Here is a 15,154-nt window from a genome sequence, read left to right as displayed (position 1 = left end):
ATCATAGGATGATAGAGGGCAATTAATTTGTTTGTCGTTGCCAAAAATATAAATAAAGGGGGATTTTGCTTGAAGAAGTCGCAATTTTCTTTATTAGCATTGTTTTTTTCTTTAATGTTGTTGCTTTCAGGCTGCTTTAGCGGTCAAAAAGAGACGACAACAACTCCAGAAAAGAAAGACGACAACAATGCCGGCCAAACAGAGGAAAAAGAAGAAACGCCACCAGCAAAGAAAGTATTGCATCTCAATAACAATGAAGAACCAGGGGCGCTTCACCCGGGACTTGCTCAAGGAACTCATGATTCATGGATTTTGGAGCATGCCTTTGAAGGTTTGACAAAGAAAACTCCTGAGGGAGAAATCGTTGAAGGAATGGCAGAAATGCCCGAAATTAGTGATGACGGACTTACTTGGACATTCCATATAAAAGACGGAATGAAATGGTCGAACGGTGATCCGGTAACAGCTGAAGATTTCGAATACTCATGGAAATATGTTCTTAATCCTGAAAGCGCTTCCGAGTATGCTTATCAACTCTATTATTTAGCGGGAGCAGAGGATTATAACAGTTCAGAAAAAAAGGCCGACTATCCTAAATTGGAAGAAAAAGTGGGCGTAAAAGCAATAGATGAAAAAACGCTTGAAGTAACATTAGTTGAGCCAACACCTTATTTTCTTGATTTGACTTCTTTCTACACATACTATCCAATCAATAAGAAAGTTCAGGAAGCAAACCCAGATTGGGCATTGGAAGCTGACAGCTATGTGTCTAACGGAGCATTCAAGCTGACTGAATGGAAGCACAAAGAAAGCATGAAGCTTGAGAAGAACGAAAACTATTACGATCAAGATAAAATTAAACTAGATGAAGTTCAATTTGTCATTATCGACAATGAAGACACAGCGTGGCAAATGTATCAGGCAGATGAACTAGATTTAGTTTATCCGTTGCCACAAGATGTACAGGGCCAGCTCGTTGATTCAGGAAATGCAGAATTTAACAATGGTCCAGACTTAGCTGTTTATTATTACAATTTAAATAATGATGTTAAACCTTTTAACAATAAGAAAGTCAGAAAAGCTCTTTCTATGGCTGTTGATAGAAAAACAATTACTGAGCACGTAGCTCAAGGTGGGCAGCAGCCTGCTTATTCAATCGTTCCTCCTGGTATCAATGATGTAAGCGGTGACTTCCAAGAAAATACTGGAGAATTGTTTAAAGAAGATTTAGATGAAGCGAAAAAGCTGCTTAAAGAAGGTCTCGCTGAAGAAGGCATGGATAAATTGCCAGAATTCTCAATCCTTTACAATACTTCCGAGGGGCATAAGAAAATTGCGGAAGCTGTCCAAGAAATGTTACGTAAAAATCTTGACGTAAAAGTTGGTCTTGAAAACGTTGAATTCCAAGTAAAGCTTGACCGTGAAAAAGCGGGAGATTACCAAATTTCTCGTGCGGGTTGGTCAGGAGACTATGTTGACCCGATGACATTTATGGATCTATGGGTGACAGATGGTCCATTCAATGATGCTAATTGGAGTAATTCCGATTATGACAAAAATATCAAAATAGCAAAAACATCCATGGATCCAAAAGAGCGAATGGATGCGATGCATAAGGCAGAAGAAATTTTAATGGATGAAATGCCGATTATTCCTATTTATTTCTATACAAAACCATTCATGGTTAAGCCACATGTAAAAGGAATCTTTACACCGATTAACCGTTATCCACAATTTATTTATGCAGATATTGAACAATAATCAAATAGTAGATGATCGAGGTATGCCTAGTTGGCATACCCCGATTTTTCTAAAACGTGGATAGGGGTGAAGAATACGATGTGGAAATATACGTTAAAGCGATTAATGTGGGCTGTGTTAACATTATGGGTCATTATTACAATTACTTTTATTATTATGAAAGTCATTCCTGGCAATCCTTTCGCTAAAGAAGGACCGATGCCGCCGGCAGTTTATAACAACTTGCAGCGACATTATAACTTGGACAAGCCGAATATCGTCCAGTATGGCATGTATTTAAAATCATTGGCACAATTAGACTTTGGTCACTCTATGAAATCTCAATCTCTAACAGTCAATGATTATATTAAAAATGGATTTCCCGTCTCCCTCCATCTCGGACTGCAGGCACTAGTCATTGCCATTACGTTTGGCTTAGTTTTAGGTGTTATCGCAGCATTGAACCGTAATCGATGGCCGGATTATTTTTCAATGGTAGTGGCTATTTTAGGGATTTCTGTTCCTAGTTTTATTCTTGGTACATTTCTCATCCAATATTTTGGCGTTTATTTAAAGGTACTTCCGGTTGCGACATGGAAATCGTGGTCACATACGATTCTCCCTTCCATCTCACTTGCCATGATGCCGCTTGCTTTTATCGCACGCCTCATGAGGTCAAGCATGCTGGAAGTAATGAATCAAGATTATATTTTAACTGCGAAAGCAAAAGGTTTGGCGAGAAATACAATCATCATCAAACATGCAATTCGAAATGCGATCTTGCCGGTGGTAACCGTTCTCGGGATTTTGACAGCGAATCTTGTGACTGGAAGCTTTATTATTGAGCATATTTTTGGCATCCCAGGAATGGGAGAAATGTTTGTAAAGAGCATCTTCAACCGGGATTATACAGTGATTTTGGGATCGACTGTTTTCTATAGCGCAATACTGATCTTTTTGATCTTTATCGTGGATATTGCATATACGTGGATTGATCCTAGAATTAAGGTCACGGGGGAGAGTAGCTAATGGAAAAGCAGATGAAATTAACAGAAGAGATGTTTTTACCCGCTGTTGATAATTTTAAGGAAGCTGAAAAAATTTCTAGGCCGTCTATATCGTATTGGTCGGATGCCTGGCGCCGCTTAAAAACAAATAAGCTTGCGATGTTCGGTCTCATTATGATTATTATTTTAATCGTAATGGCAATTATTGGACCGTATCTAAACGGATACACCTATTATGAGCAGGATTTTGCAAAGAAGAATCTTAAGCCCAATGGTGAACATTGGTTTGGAACTGATACAGCAGGAAGAGATTTGTTTACGCGAGCGTGGTATGGAGCGAGGATTTCTTTATTCATCGGCTTTATGGCAGCGCTCGTTGATTTCTTGGCGGGAGTTTTATACGGTGGCATCTCTGCTATTCGCGGTGGCCGAACGGATAATGTAATGATGAGGATAGCTGAAGTTCTGTATGCCATCCCATATTTGTTAGTAGTCATTTTGGTTTTAATTGCGATGAAAAGAGGAATCATGCCGCTTATCATTGCAATGACGATAACGGGATGGATACCTATGGCTCGGCTCGTGCGAGGGCAAGTGTTGCAGCTGAAGGAACTGGAATATGTTCATGCGGCAACAGCGATGGGTGCTAAAATGGGCTGGGTATTGAGAAAGCATATGGTTCCGAATACGCTTGGACCAATTTTAGTTAATCTAACGCTTACAGTACCGTCAGCGATTTTTGCTGAGGCGACATTAAGTTTCCTTGGCTTAGGTGTACAAGCACCACAGGCGAGTTGGGGAACGCTTGTCAATGACGCTCTTGGAAGTATTCATGTTGGGAATTTCTATCAGTTATTAATACCTTCCATTTTAATTTCAATAACGATGTTGGCATTCAATGTATTCGGAGACGGCTTACGGGATGCCCTCGATCCGAGATTACGGAATTAAGAGAGGGGAATCGATATGGAAAATTTATTAGAAGTGAAAGATTTACACGTATCCTTCCATACGTATGCCGGAGAAGTGAAAGCAGTTCGAGGTGTGGATTTTGTAGTTAAGGAAGGCGAAACAGTTGCCATAGTGGGAGAATCCGGCTGTGGTAAAAGCGTAACAGCTAAATCAATCATGAAGCTTTTGCCATCCCCGCCTGTAAAGTATAAACAAGGTTCAATCAATTTTAGAGGGAAAAATTTACTTGCGACATCTGAGAAAGAAATGCAGCGAATTCGCGGAAATCAAATTAGTATGATTTTCCAAGATCCGATGACATCGCTCAATCCAACAAGTAAAATTGGCAACCAAATTATGGAAGCGCTTTTGCGCCATAATAAGATTGGTAGAAAAGAAGCTTATAAGAAAGCTTTAAATATGCTTGAACTTGTCGGGATTCCGCAGCCGTCTAAACGGATTAATCAATATCCGCATGAATATTCTGGTGGAATGCGGCAAAGGGCGATGATTGCCATGGCCTTGGCTTGCAATCCACGACTATTAATCGCGGATGAACCGACAACAGCACTCGATGTAACGATTCAAGCTCAAATACTAGAATTGATGAAGGATATTCAGCAAAAAACAGGAACTTCCATTATTTTGATTACTCACGACCTCGGGGTCGTTGCAGATATGTGCGACAGAGTAGTGGTTATGTATGCGGGACAAGTCGTTGAGACAGGAACGGTTCAGGAGTTATTTGCTAAACCACAACATCCATATACAAAGGGATTGTTGAAATCTGTTCCGAGGTTGGATATGGATAAAAAACAACCGCTTGCTCCAATCATCGGTACTCCACCTGACTTGTTGGACCCACCGCAAGGTTGTCCATTTTATGCACGATGCGAATATGCCATGCAAGTTTGTAAAAATAATAATCCGGCATTTGAAGAAGTAAGTAATGGTCAATATGCTGCCTGCTGGCTTCATCATCCGATGGCTAAAAAAAGAGTGAGTGTATAGAGGAGGAGGAGACCAATGAAACTAGACCTAGAAGAAAGAAACTCGAATAAAAATAACAGCTCCTTACCTCCCTTGGTACAAGTGAAAAATTTGAAAAAATACTTCTCTGTTGATGATAAAAAATTGAAAGCGGTCGACGGATTAAATTTGGACATATTTCCTGGGGAAACTGTAGGACTTGTTGGGGAAAGTGGTTGCGGAAAGTCAACGGCAGGTAGAACGATTATTCGTTTATACGAACCTACTGAAGGAGAAGTATTATATAACGGAAAGAATATTTATTCCAACAATCAAAAAGAGATGGCAAAACTGCGACGAGATATTCAAATGATCTTTCAGGACCCATACGCTTCCTTGAATCCCCGAATGACAGTGGAGGAGATTATCGGGGAACCTTTCGCTATTCATAGGACACTAAGCGGCAAAAAGAAAAAGGAACGGATTAAAGAATTATTGAAACTCGTAGGTTTGGACCCAGAGCACATAAGCCGTTTCCCGCATGAGTTCAGTGGAGGGCAACGTCAGCGAATCGGGATTGCACGAGCTCTTGCTTTAGATCCGAAATTCATCGTTTGCGATGAACCGATTTCAGCATTAGATGTATCCATTCAAGCGCAGGTTGTAAACTTGCTGAAAGAACTGCAGCAAAGGATGGGTTTGACTTATTTATTCATCGCTCACGACTTATCCATGGTTAAATATATATCTGACCGGATTCTTGTTATGTATCTCGGAAACATGGTAGAACTTACGACCAGCGATAGCTTGTATAATGATCCACTGCATCCTTATACAAAAGCATTGCTTTCGGCGGTTCCGATCCCCGATCCAGAGATTAAACGAGATCGCATAGTTTTAACAGGTGATGTGCCAAGTCCGATTGACCCGCCTAGCGGCTGTGTATTCCGAACACGCTGTCCCGCCGCGATGGAAATTTGTTCCAAAGTAAAACCCGAATGGCAAGAAGTCAAACCTGGCCATTTTACCGCCTGTCATCTCTATACATTGTAAGGGGAGCCCCTGTTGCTCCTCTTTTTTATATTCGACAAAATTCGGGTCGTGCCTGTCACCTGTCGATTTTTCTTTACTTTATATATTGACGGATAATTTACACTTATGGTAAGGTAGTACCAACAAAAAAACACTTTAGTTCGATAGAGTGCTAATGAATTAAAGAATCAGGAAGTGACTATTATGTTTTTGCCAGCTGGAAGCAGAGATGAAAAGGGAATGGCCGTCAGCAGTAGATCTCATGTGATGGAAGAGTTCAGAAAAGTGGCAACGCTCCGTGGATATAAGGAAATTTCGACTCCTGTAGTGGAATATGCTACGACTTTTACAAATAAACATGTCGGAATGAAATTGCAAGAGATGATGAAGTGGTTTAATGCAGAAGGTGAAATTGAAGTTTTGCGTCCTGATTGGACAACTGCAATTGCCCGTGCCCTTTCTACAGAGGAAAAACGTCCGCAAAAATGGGTATACCAAGGATCTGTATTTAAACGAAATATGCCAGGTGTCGAGTATCACCAGGCAGGAGTAGAAATTATTCATCTGCCAGAGTTGATGGGAGAAAGTGAAAGTCTCCTTATGGCACAATCCGTTCTCAAGGAACTGGGAGTGAATAATAGTCTTATAGAACTTGGTCATACAGGAATTTATGAAAGTCTTGCAAATGAGCTTCAATTAACATGTACTGATGCCGAACGATTAAGGCATGCCATGCATGATAAGAAAAAAGATGAAGTTTATCAAATTGCGAAAGATAATGGCAGCAAAGAGACAGCTAGCGAAATGGCTGCACTCGTCGATGCTTTTGGAACAATGGACATTATTACAGAATATGAAGAACGCTGGAAAGATCGAGATAGCATCCTGTCAATATTGCAGCATATAAAAAAATTGGCTCAAATTTTACAGCAATCTGGAAGCGGAGAAATTCTCATAGACCTTGGAAGGGTGAAAAATCTTCCATATTATTCAGGTATCATGTTTAGAGGTTTTTTACCCGAATCAGGTGGTGTTTGTTTTTCAGGCGGGCGTTATGATCGCCTATATGAACAATTTGGAAAAAGTATTTCAGCAGTAGGACTCGCATTTGATATTGAGGTGTTAGCAAACCAGATTAAAGAAAGTGATGAAAGGCAAAGAATATGTATTATCGCTGGAGAAGAATCGCTAGCATATGCTGAACAGCTAAGAGCATCTTTTGAAAATTGTATCGTGGATGTTCAGCCAGAACAAATGGATAAAGGAAACTATACTAAAATTTTGGAAATTAAAACTAGCAACGGAGAGTTTGAGGTGATTGAAAAATGAAACCTGTAATTGCGCTGACAAAAGGAAGATTGGAAAAACAGTTTATGGAATTCTTGCAAGAGCGTGGCTATGATGTCCGTCCATTACTTAACAAGGGAAGGAAATTACAAGTTGAAACGGATGACTTTTTCGCGGTTTTTGCTAAAGGAATCGACGTGGCTACATATGTAGAACATGGAATTGCAGATATCGGTATTGTTGGCGAGGATATTTTATTAGAGTGCCAGCCTGACGTTTTTGATTTATTGCCGCTTCCGTTCGGAAAGTGCCGCTTTGCCATTGCTGGTGATCCAACAGCGGTGAACCCAATGCGTAAACAAAGAATTGCGACAAAGTATCCGAATATCACAACGAAGTATTTCCGTGAACGAGGAAAATCGGTTGATATTCTTAAATTGGAAGGGTCCGTAGAATTAGCGCCGTTATTAGGACTCGCTGATGACATCGTTGATATCGTTGAAACCGGGAGCACATTGAAAGAAAATGGGCTCGTTGTCAAAGAAGAAATGTTTACTCTTTCAGCTCGCTGTATTGCCAACCGTAATTCTTTAAAATTAAAAAAAGCAATTCTTTCTCCGCTGCTTGATTCATTTCGCATTGAGGAGGCGGTAATATGATTCCAACGTTTACGACTGACGAATTTACGGCCACTTATATCTCAAAAAAGTCGAAGAAAAAGCCTTTTGATGACAATGTAATGGAAACTGTTAAAGAAGTGATCGAAAATGTTCGGACGCGAGGCGAAGTTGCATTAAAGGAGTATACAGAGAAATTTGATGGTGGTATTCCGCACAGCTGGCAAGTAACGGAAGAAGAACGTGCAAAAGCGTGGCAAGAAGTTCCAGAGGAAGTCATTGAGGCACTGGAAAGAGCCGCCAAAAATATTAGAAATTTTCATTCGAAGCAATTACAGCAATCTCGAATGATGGAGATGACGGACGACATTATCACTGGTCAACTTTTTCGCCCTTTAGAGCGGGTAGGAATCTATGTCCCGGGTGGAAAAGCCTGTTATCCATCCACAGTTTTAATGAACGCGATTCCGGCAGTTTTGGCAGGAGTAAGTGAAATCGTGATGGCTACACCTTCACGTGGTGGAGGTGCTATCACCCCGATTCTTTCTGTAGCAGCTGATATTGCAGGAGTCCATACTATTTATAAAATGGGCGGTAGCCAAGCGATTGCTGCTTTGGCCTACGGAACGGAGCAAATAGAATCTGTTGATAAAATTGTCGGCCCCGGAAACGCTTATGTTGCTGCGGCAAAATCACTTGTTTTCGGAGATGTCGGCATCGATATGATTGCGGGACCATCTGAAGTGGCAATCATTGCAGATGAAACAGCAGATCCAGTTTTTATCGCAGCTGATTTAATTGCCCAAGCGGAACATGACGAAAAAGCACGTGCGTTTATTTTTTCAACCTCAGAAAAAGTATTAGAAGCTACGCTGGCAGAGGTTAAAAAACAATGCGCTGAGCTCCCTCGAAAAGGAATTGCCGAGGTCTCTCTCATCAATGAAAGTGCTGCAGTAAAGGTAGGTTCGATTGAAGAAGCATTCCGGCTATCAAATGCCTTAGCTCCGGAGCATTTGGAAATTCAATTGGAAAATGCCTTGACGCATTTAAGTAAGGTGAAAAATGCTGGTTCAGTTTTTATCGGAAACTATACACCAGAGGCGGTGGGTGATTATTTCGCAGGACCGAATCACACACTTCCAACATCGGGCACGGCAAGATTTTCATCAGGACTGTCTGTCGACGATTTTATTAAAAAAACAACCTATGTTTATTATTCTGAACAAGCATTACGCAATGCAGCTCCATATATCGAAACCCTTGCTAAAGAAGAGGAATTGGATGGGCATGCACGTGCTGTGAAAGTGAGGCTAATACAATGAGGAAATCCCTTCAAGGCTTATCACCATATAAAGTAAAACCTGAGTTCGATATGATTCGGCTTGATAATAATGAGGCTTTTATGAGTTTACTCTCGTCTGTTGATTTTTCTAAGCTTCAGGACACATTGATTAATCGTTATCCCGCTGAAAGCTCGGAAGCACTTGTCGAAGCGTTTGGGCGTTTTGCTGGTTTTCCACCGGAAAATATTTTACCTGGAAATGGTTCTGATGAATGGATATCGCTTATTTGCCAATATGCACTAGAACCAGGCGATCAAGTACTTGTATTAGATCCGGACTTTTCAATGTATGAAAAAGGCGCTTTGATCATGGGGGCCGAAGTAACGAAGATCTCATTGAATGATGACTTTTCTCTTCCACTTGAGATGGTGAAGGCTGAGATTAGCAACAAGAATCCAAAGTTAATGTTTTTATCCAATCCGAACAATCCGACAGGACAGCTTTATGGAGAGGAAGAGATTGAAGAAGTCATTAGGGCCTTGGAGGAACAAGGCGGGATTCTGGTTCTTGATGAAGCTTATATGGACTTTGCTGGTGAATCACCATTTGCGGGAAAAATATTAGATTACGAGAATTTGATTATTTTGAGAACAGCTTCGAAAGCACTTGGCATGGCAGCTTTGCGGCTCGGTTTTTTAATAGCGAATGACCGGATTATTGAAGGGATCAGCTGTATTAAACCGCCTTACAACGTAAATACGGTGTCTGCCCAAATTGGGGCGGAGCTAATGGGAAAATCGAATTTACTAGATCAGTTTTTATTGCTTCAGTTGGAGCAAATTGCCGAGCTAGAAGAGATTGTGGAGGAATTTGTTGGCAGAGTTGACGGAGCTGTTTTATATCCAAGCAGTACGAACTTTTATTTAATCAAACTTGAAGGTGCTAAGGATCTTACGGATTTCTTGTATGAAAGAAAAATTAAAATCCGGTTATTTACAGATGAAACATTACAGGCAGTCAGAATTTCTGCAGGGACAAAGGAAGAACACGAAAAGCTGCGGGAAGCATTACTTGAATGGAGTGAACAGTATGCGAAGTGCATCTAATCAGAGAGAAACAACAGAAACGAAAATAGAACTGGAAGTCCGGTTGGAAGACCCTTCGGTTGTAGAAATTGCAACAGGTGTTGGCTTTTTTGATCATATGCTAGAAGCTTTTGCTAGACATGGGCGAATCGGTCTAACATTGAAAGTGGACGGCGATCTACATATTGACAGCCACCATACCGTAGAGGATGCGGGGATCGTTCTTGGTAAGGCGGTTCGTGAAGCGTTGGGAGATAAGAAGGGGATTGTCCGTTATGGTTCCTCATATGTACCAATGGATGAAACGCTGGGATTTGCTGCTCTAGATATTAGCGGTAGGCCGTTCCTGCATTTTGAAGGCGAGTTTCAAACGCAATCTCTTGGCAACTTCGACACTGAACTTGTAAAAGAATTCTTTCGTGCCTTTGCGTTTAACGCCGGAATTACGTTGCATGCGCGGATATTGTATGGTGAAAACACCCACCACAAAATCGAAGCACTATTTAAGGCGTTGGGCCGTGCGTTGGCTGAGGCTATTCGTATTGATCCCAATATTGAGGGTGTGAATTCTACCAAAGGTCTGATTGAATAAGACATTGGTTGTGAAGTTGTAAATAACTGTAGTAATAATCGAAGCGTTCATGAGTGCAGTTATCATTGAAATTAGGATAAAACGGGAATCAAGAAGCGTTCATGAGACAGTACCAAGGAATCTAAATCTAAACCGATAACCATAATCGGTAGTAATACAGTAGAGAAATTCTGATCAGGGGGCTGCATAATGAAGATTTTACCAGCGATGGATTTAATAGATGGAAAATGTGTCAGACTTTATCAAGGTGATTTTAATCAAACGACGCAAGTGGGAAGTGATCCTGAGTCACAGCTGAAAAATTTTATAGAAGATGGTGCAGAAATTATCCATATTGTTGATTTGGACGGAGCACGTTCAGGGAATCCTGAGCAACTTGAACTTATTTCCAAACTTTCTCGGTCTTCCACAGCACCTATTCAAGTTGGCGGCGGGATTCGTTCGATTGAAACCGTAAAAGCTTACATTGAAGCGGGTGTAGAAAGAGTGGTTCTTGGTACGGCTGCATTGCAAGATGAAACCTTTTTAAAGCAGGCTTTAGAAAACTATCCAGAAAATATTGTCATTGGCATCGATGCGCGCGATGAAAAGGTTGCTGTCAGTGGATGGGAAACTGAGACAGATGTAGATTATATTGAATTCGCGAAAAAAATGGAACAGCTCGGCGTAAGGAGGATCGTGTTTACCGATATTTCCAAGGACGGTACAATGCAAGGTCCGAATCTTCTGCAACTACAGAAAATCAATGAAGCGGTAAATTGTGAAATTGTAGCATCAGGAGGGATTAGGAATCAAGCTGATCTAGATGCAATCTCTGAAATTGGCATCACTGAAGCTATTGTCGGTAAAGCCATGTACGAAGGCACGATCAAACTGAGAGGTGGCGCTTTATGACAACCAAAAAAATCATTCCTTGCCTAGATGTGAAAGATGGAAAAGTCGTAAAAGGTGTAAATTTCGAAGGGATGCGCGAAATGGGAGATCCTGTTGACATGGCAAAAGCTTACTCCGAAAATGGTGCGGATGAATTGGTTTTTTTAGATATTTCCGCCACAACTGAAGGCCGAGATACTATGGTTGATGTCGTTAAAAAAGTAGCCGAGAAAGTATCTGTCCCTTTTACTGTTGGAGGCGGAATCAAAACGCTGGAAGATATCTCGAGGGTCCTTGAGGCAGGAGCAGATAAAGTTGGAATTAATTCAGCGGCGGTTGTTCGTCCCGAACTAATTGCTGAAGCTGCCGAGAAATTTGGGTCCGAACGTATCGTCGCAGCTGTCGATGCGAAGTTATTTCCTGATGGAACGTGGCGTGTAATGACACGCGGAGGTTTGCACGATTCCGGCCTTGATGCAATCGAATGGTCTAAAAAGCTTGAGGAGCTGGGAGCAGGGGCAATTTTACCGACAAGTGTCGATCGTGATGGTGTGAAGGATGGGTATGATTTAAAACTGACAAAAGCGATTGTCGATGCTGTCAGCATACCTGTTATTGCATCTGGAGGCTGTGGAAACGCGGAGCATATTGTTGAAGTATTCAAAGAAACAAATGCGGCCGCAGCACTCGCGGCATCTATTTTCCACGAAGACATCGTGAGTGTTGGCGAGGTGAAAGCACTTTGCCGAGAGCGGGGAGTTGAAGTCAGTGAAGATTGATTTTTCAAAGGGACTGATTCCAGCGATTATTGTGGATGATCATAATGGGGAAGTTCTTATGCTTGCTTATATGGATGAGACGGCATTCAACAAAACAGTGGAAACGAAGGAAACATGGTTCTATTCCCGTTCCAGAGAAGAATATTGGAATAAAGGGGCGACATCGGGGAATAAACAAATTGTCAAATCGATTCAGCTTGATTGTGATGGCGATTCCCTGTTAATAAGGGTAGATCCACTGGGACCAGCTTGTCATACAGGGGAAAATTCATGTTTCTTTAACTGGATTGAAGGCGAGAAACAAGAGTTGATGACATCAACAATCTACAAAGAACTAATGTCCGAAATTCAAGAGCGGAAAGTAAATCCTGTAGAAGGTTCATACACAAATTATTTATTTGAAAAAGGTACTGATAAAATTGCCAAAAAGTTAATTGAAGAGGCCGGGGAAGTCATTATTGCCGCAAAAAATAGCGATAAAGATGAAATGATTAACGAGTGCAGCGATCTTCTGTATCACTGTCTCGTCCTGTTGACAGATCAAGGCGTGTCGCTTAATCAGGTTGAAGAAGAGCTCCAAAAGCGGTCTAGCAAAAAAGGAAATGCGAAACAAGAAAGACCGGAAATAGAAGACTGGTAAAAACTCAGGTGTTAAGACAAAAAAATAAGCCAAAGCGGCTTATTTTTTTGATCAAAGCTTATAAAACTTTACTCAAAAATTCTTTTGTCCGTTCGTTCTGCGGGTTGGCGAATAATATGTGTGGTTCGTTTTCTTCAACAATTAGCCACATCGATGAAGATGACCCGGTCTCCAAACTCATTCGCGTGTTACAACGACCATTGTAATTCCTTCTTGGGCGAGTTGCTTCATGAGAATAATGCATAGCTGAAAAAAACAGGAGCCAACATTGCTCCTGTTTTTTGATTATAAAACTTATAAATGATCTAATAAATCCTTATTTTCGGTCGGTTCGGTAAAGGTTAAAACCTCTTCAACAGGCTGGTATGATTGGCCATAGAAGTGTTGATCCTTATAGGTGTGGATCATTTTATATGTTTTTTTCATGGCTTCAAAAATCATTTCTTCAGACTCATCATTGGGTGCCCAAAAAAGGATTTCCAGCTCATTAATCTCTTTTGTCGCGAGAGACCTTCTTTGATACCCAATGGAACTCGCATGCTCAAATCCTTCACGTTTATAAAAACGCAGCCTTTTTTCTGAATCACTGTCATCATACTGAATTGGTTCTACTTCAAGTATGATTGGCTTTTCTCTTCTTTTTAATTTTTCTAACAATTTATGACCTAGTCCCTGGCCACGCGCATCTTTGGAAACAAAAAGATAATCAATGAAAACAAAGTTGTCCAGTTCAACATACATTAAAACATGATTAGAACCCTCGTCTTTATGATATATATTTGAACGTTCCTTAAGTAAGCTTTCAAAATGATCTCTCGATTTCATTTCTTCAATCGGGAAATATTGATTTAACTTTTCATACCAATGCATTGACCTACTCCTATACAATTTTTTCGAAATTCTATGATGAGAGTATTTGTTGATTTTTATGCTTTTATACGCTTGTTTTGTTTTCCAGTAATGGCTCATACATCATGATTGCATGGTTTTCAGTTATATATTCATCAGCCTATCTTCTGAATTTTCTATCTCCTAATTATACAATGCGATTAAGAAGATGAATATACGGAAAATAACCTCCCAGAAATCTCTAGGGAGGTCAGTTATCAAGGCTTTAAAACCACTTTAATACAATCATCTTCATGATTATTAAAAATTTTGTAGCCATGGTCCGCTTCATCAAGGGGAATTTTATGTGTAATGATTTCTGTTGGATCGAATTCTTTATTGATGATTTTCTCATAAAGTTCCGGCATGTAATGGACAACTGGCGCCTGTCCCATTTTTAAAGTGATATTACGTGAAAAAAATTCGCCCAGTGGAAAAAGATTATAGTTCGATCCATAGACACCGGTCAATTGGACGGTTCCGTATTTCCTTACTGCTTTCATTGCCATTTCTATGGCACTTAAAGTCCCGCCTTGAAGCTTTAACTTTTGCCCCACTTTTTCAAGAGGCGTTTTTTTCCCATCCATGCCGACGCAGTCAATAATTACATCTGCCCCGCCATTTGTAATTTCTTTCAAATAAAAGCCCATCTCTTCCTGTTTGGAAAAGTCATATATCTCTACTTTATTGGTTTTCTTTGCGTGGTTTAGTCGATACTCCAAATAATCAACGGCAATCACCCTTTTTGCACCCTTCATCCAAGCAAATTTCTGGGTCATGAGACCAACAGGACCGCAACCAAAAACGATGACTGTATCCCCTTTTTTAACCCCCGCATTTTCTACACTCCAGTAAGCGGTTGGGAGGACATCCGACAGGAAAAGCAGTGATTCATCTTCAAGTTCAGTTGATTCAGGTACTACAAATGGGAGAAAGTTTCCGAAAGGTACTTTTAAAAACTCTGCTTGTCCTCCGGGATGATCTCCATACATTTCTGTATAACCAAAATAACCTCCTGTATCTTCAAAAGGATTGGCATGATCACACTGACTTTCCATTTGGTTTTGACAGTAAAAACACATCCCACAAGCAACGGTAAAGGGGATAACAACTCTGTCCCCTTTTTTCACTTTTGTTACATTAGGACCTGTTTCTTCAACAATTCCCATTGGTTCATGACCAATAATATAATCTTCCCGTATCTTCATATTACCTTGATAAAGATGTAAATCCGATCCGCAAATGGCGGTAGAGGTGATTCGGACAATAATGTCATCTTTCTTTTCAAGGGTCGGATCAGCAACATTTTTCACTTCGACTTTTTTCGGGCCTTGATATGTGACTGCTTTCATGCTCACACTCCCTTTATAAATATCCACTAAATAGGATGCCCTTTTTAACGAAGAAAACT

15 protein-coding genes and 1 pseudogene are annotated in these 15,154 nt (G+C 40.6%); 13 read left to right on the top strand and 3 right to left on the bottom strand.

Annotated elements, in window-relative coordinates; all coding sequences use genetic code 11:
* The first annotated feature begins 69 nt into the window (after positions 1-69).
* From KHA88_RS18255 to hisIE, 13 genes are all read left to right on the top strand, one after another.
* Complete coding sequence (locus KHA88_RS18255; protein ID WP_213099624.1) at positions 70-1,761, top strand: peptide ABC transporter substrate-binding protein; 1,692 nt, start codon at positions 70-72, stop codon at positions 1,759-1,761.
* A 78-nt stretch (positions 1,762-1,839) separates the two neighbouring features.
* A complete protein-coding gene (locus KHA88_RS18250; RefSeq protein ID WP_213099625.1) occupies positions 1,840-2,769 on the top strand; it encodes an ABC transporter permease in 930 nt (309 codons plus the stop codon).
* Positions 2,769-3,698, top strand: coding sequence for an ABC transporter permease (locus KHA88_RS18245; protein ID WP_213099626.1), 930 nt, complete (start codon positions 2,769-2,771; stop codon positions 3,696-3,698). Before KHA88_RS18250 ends, KHA88_RS18245 begins: the two co-directional genes overlap by 1 nt.
* Before the next feature lie 15 nt (positions 3,699-3,713).
* A complete protein-coding gene (locus KHA88_RS18240) occupies positions 3,714-4,709 on the top strand; it encodes an ABC transporter ATP-binding protein (RefSeq protein WP_213099627.1) in 996 nt (331 codons plus the stop codon).
* Positions 4,710-4,724: 15 nt separating this feature from the next.
* Positions 4,725-5,720 (top strand): ABC transporter ATP-binding protein, encoded by a 996-nt coding sequence (locus KHA88_RS18235; protein ID WP_213099628.1) that lies wholly within the window; start codon positions 4,725-4,727, stop codon positions 5,718-5,720.
* A 183-nt stretch (positions 5,721-5,903) separates the two neighbouring features.
* Complete coding sequence (locus KHA88_RS18230; protein ID WP_213099629.1) at positions 5,904-7,028, top strand: ATP phosphoribosyltransferase regulatory subunit; 1,125 nt, start codon at positions 5,904-5,906, stop codon at positions 7,026-7,028.
* The gene (hisG, locus tag KHA88_RS18225) at positions 7,025-7,645 is read left to right on the top strand and encodes an ATP phosphoribosyltransferase (protein WP_213099630.1); all 621 of its coding nucleotides are present in this window, start codon (positions 7,025-7,027) and stop codon (positions 7,643-7,645) included. The genes KHA88_RS18230 and hisG overlap by 4 nt, the downstream gene beginning before the upstream one ends.
* Positions 7,642-8,925, top strand: coding sequence for a histidinol dehydrogenase (hisD, locus tag KHA88_RS18220; protein WP_213099631.1), 1,284 nt, complete (start codon positions 7,642-7,644; stop codon positions 8,923-8,925). The genes hisG and hisD overlap by 4 nt, the downstream gene beginning before the upstream one ends.
* On the top strand, positions 8,922-9,992 hold the full coding sequence (locus KHA88_RS18215) for a pyridoxal phosphate-dependent aminotransferase (RefSeq protein WP_213099632.1): 1,071 nt from the start codon (positions 8,922-8,924) through the stop codon (positions 9,990-9,992). The genes hisD and KHA88_RS18215 overlap by 4 nt, the downstream gene beginning before the upstream one ends.
* Positions 9,976-10,563, top strand: a complete 588-nt coding sequence (gene hisB, locus KHA88_RS18210) for an imidazoleglycerol-phosphate dehydratase HisB (protein WP_213099633.1) — start codon at positions 9,976-9,978, stop codon at positions 10,561-10,563. The genes KHA88_RS18215 and hisB overlap by 17 nt, the downstream gene beginning before the upstream one ends.
* Positions 10,564-10,752: 189 nt before the next feature.
* Positions 10,753-11,457, top strand: a complete 705-nt coding sequence (hisA, locus tag KHA88_RS18205) for a 1-(5-phosphoribosyl)-5-[(5-phosphoribosylamino)methylideneamino]imidazole-4-carboxamide isomerase (RefSeq protein WP_213099634.1) — start codon at positions 10,753-10,755, stop codon at positions 11,455-11,457.
* Complete coding sequence (gene hisF / locus KHA88_RS18200) at positions 11,454-12,215, top strand: imidazole glycerol phosphate synthase subunit HisF (protein WP_213099635.1); 762 nt, start codon at positions 11,454-11,456, stop codon at positions 12,213-12,215. The genes hisA and hisF overlap by 4 nt, the downstream gene beginning before the upstream one ends.
* Positions 12,205-12,855, top strand: coding sequence for a bifunctional phosphoribosyl-AMP cyclohydrolase/phosphoribosyl-ATP diphosphatase HisIE (hisIE, locus tag KHA88_RS18195; protein ID WP_213099636.1), 651 nt, complete (start codon positions 12,205-12,207; stop codon positions 12,853-12,855). Before hisF ends, hisIE begins: the two co-directional genes overlap by 11 nt.
* A 58-nt stretch (positions 12,856-12,913) precedes the next feature.
* Here the strand turns inward: hisIE and KHA88_RS21065 are convergent.
* The 3 genes and pseudogenes from KHA88_RS21065 to KHA88_RS18185 all read right to left on the bottom strand — a co-directional run.
* A pseudogene (locus KHA88_RS21065) lies at positions 12,914-13,089 on the bottom strand (peptide ABC transporter ATP-binding protein); the annotation flags it as partial.
* A 60-nt stretch (positions 13,090-13,149) separates the two neighbouring features.
* Positions 13,150-13,725, bottom strand: a complete 576-nt coding sequence (locus KHA88_RS18190; RefSeq protein ID WP_213099637.1) for a GNAT family N-acetyltransferase — start codon at positions 13,723-13,725, stop codon at positions 13,150-13,152.
* Positions 13,726-13,961: 236 nt separating this feature from the next.
* Positions 13,962-15,095, bottom strand: coding sequence for a zinc-dependent alcohol dehydrogenase (locus tag KHA88_RS18185; RefSeq protein WP_213099638.1), 1,134 nt, complete (start codon positions 15,093-15,095; stop codon positions 13,962-13,964).
* Between the last annotated feature and the right edge of the window lie 59 nt (positions 15,096-15,154).

This window comes from Lederbergia citrea (assembly GCF_018343525.1).
Lineage (GTDB): Bacteria > Bacillota > Bacilli > Bacillales > Bacillaceae_C > Lederbergia > Lederbergia citrea.
Note: the sequence above shows the minus strand (reverse complement) of the source record. Positions and strands in the feature narration are given on the sequence as shown.

Excerpts from the sequence above, each read along its gene's own strand:
- hisF (WP_213099635.1), top strand. The coding sequence starts at position 11,454 with ATGACAACCAAAAAAATCATTCCTTGCCTAGATGTGAAAGATGGAAAA.
- KHA88_RS18215 (WP_213099632.1), top strand. The coding sequence starts at position 8,922 with ATGAGGAAATCCCTTCAAGGCTTATCACCATATAAAGTAAAACCTGAG.
- hisA (WP_213099634.1), top strand. The coding sequence starts at position 10,753 with ATGAAGATTTTACCAGCGATGGATTTAATAGATGGAAAATGTGTCAGA.
- KHA88_RS18240 (WP_213099627.1), top strand. The coding sequence starts at position 3,714 with ATGGAAAATTTATTAGAAGTGAAAGATTTACACGTATCCTTCCATACG.
- hisG (WP_213099630.1), top strand. The coding sequence starts at position 7,025 with ATGAAACCTGTAATTGCGCTGACAAAAGGAAGATTGGAAAAACAGTTT.
- KHA88_RS18235 (WP_213099628.1), top strand. The coding sequence starts at position 4,725 with ATGAAACTAGACCTAGAAGAAAGAAACTCGAATAAAAATAACAGCTCC.
- KHA88_RS18190 (WP_213099637.1), bottom strand. The coding sequence starts at position 13,725 with ATGCATTGGTATGAAAAGTTAAATCAATATTTCCCGATTGAAGAAATG.
- KHA88_RS18250 (WP_213099625.1), top strand. The coding sequence starts at position 1,840 with ATGTGGAAATATACGTTAAAGCGATTAATGTGGGCTGTGTTAACATTA.
- KHA88_RS18230 (WP_213099629.1), top strand. The coding sequence starts at position 5,904 with ATGTTTTTGCCAGCTGGAAGCAGAGATGAAAAGGGAATGGCCGTCAGC.
- hisD (WP_213099631.1), top strand. The coding sequence starts at position 7,642 with ATGATTCCAACGTTTACGACTGACGAATTTACGGCCACTTATATCTCA.
- KHA88_RS18185 (WP_213099638.1), bottom strand. The coding sequence starts at position 15,095 with ATGAAAGCAGTCACATATCAAGGCCCGAAAAAAGTCGAAGTGAAAAAT.
- KHA88_RS18245 (WP_213099626.1), top strand. The coding sequence starts at position 2,769 with ATGGAAAAGCAGATGAAATTAACAGAAGAGATGTTTTTACCCGCTGTT.
- hisB (WP_213099633.1), top strand. The coding sequence starts at position 9,976 with ATGCGAAGTGCATCTAATCAGAGAGAAACAACAGAAACGAAAATAGAA.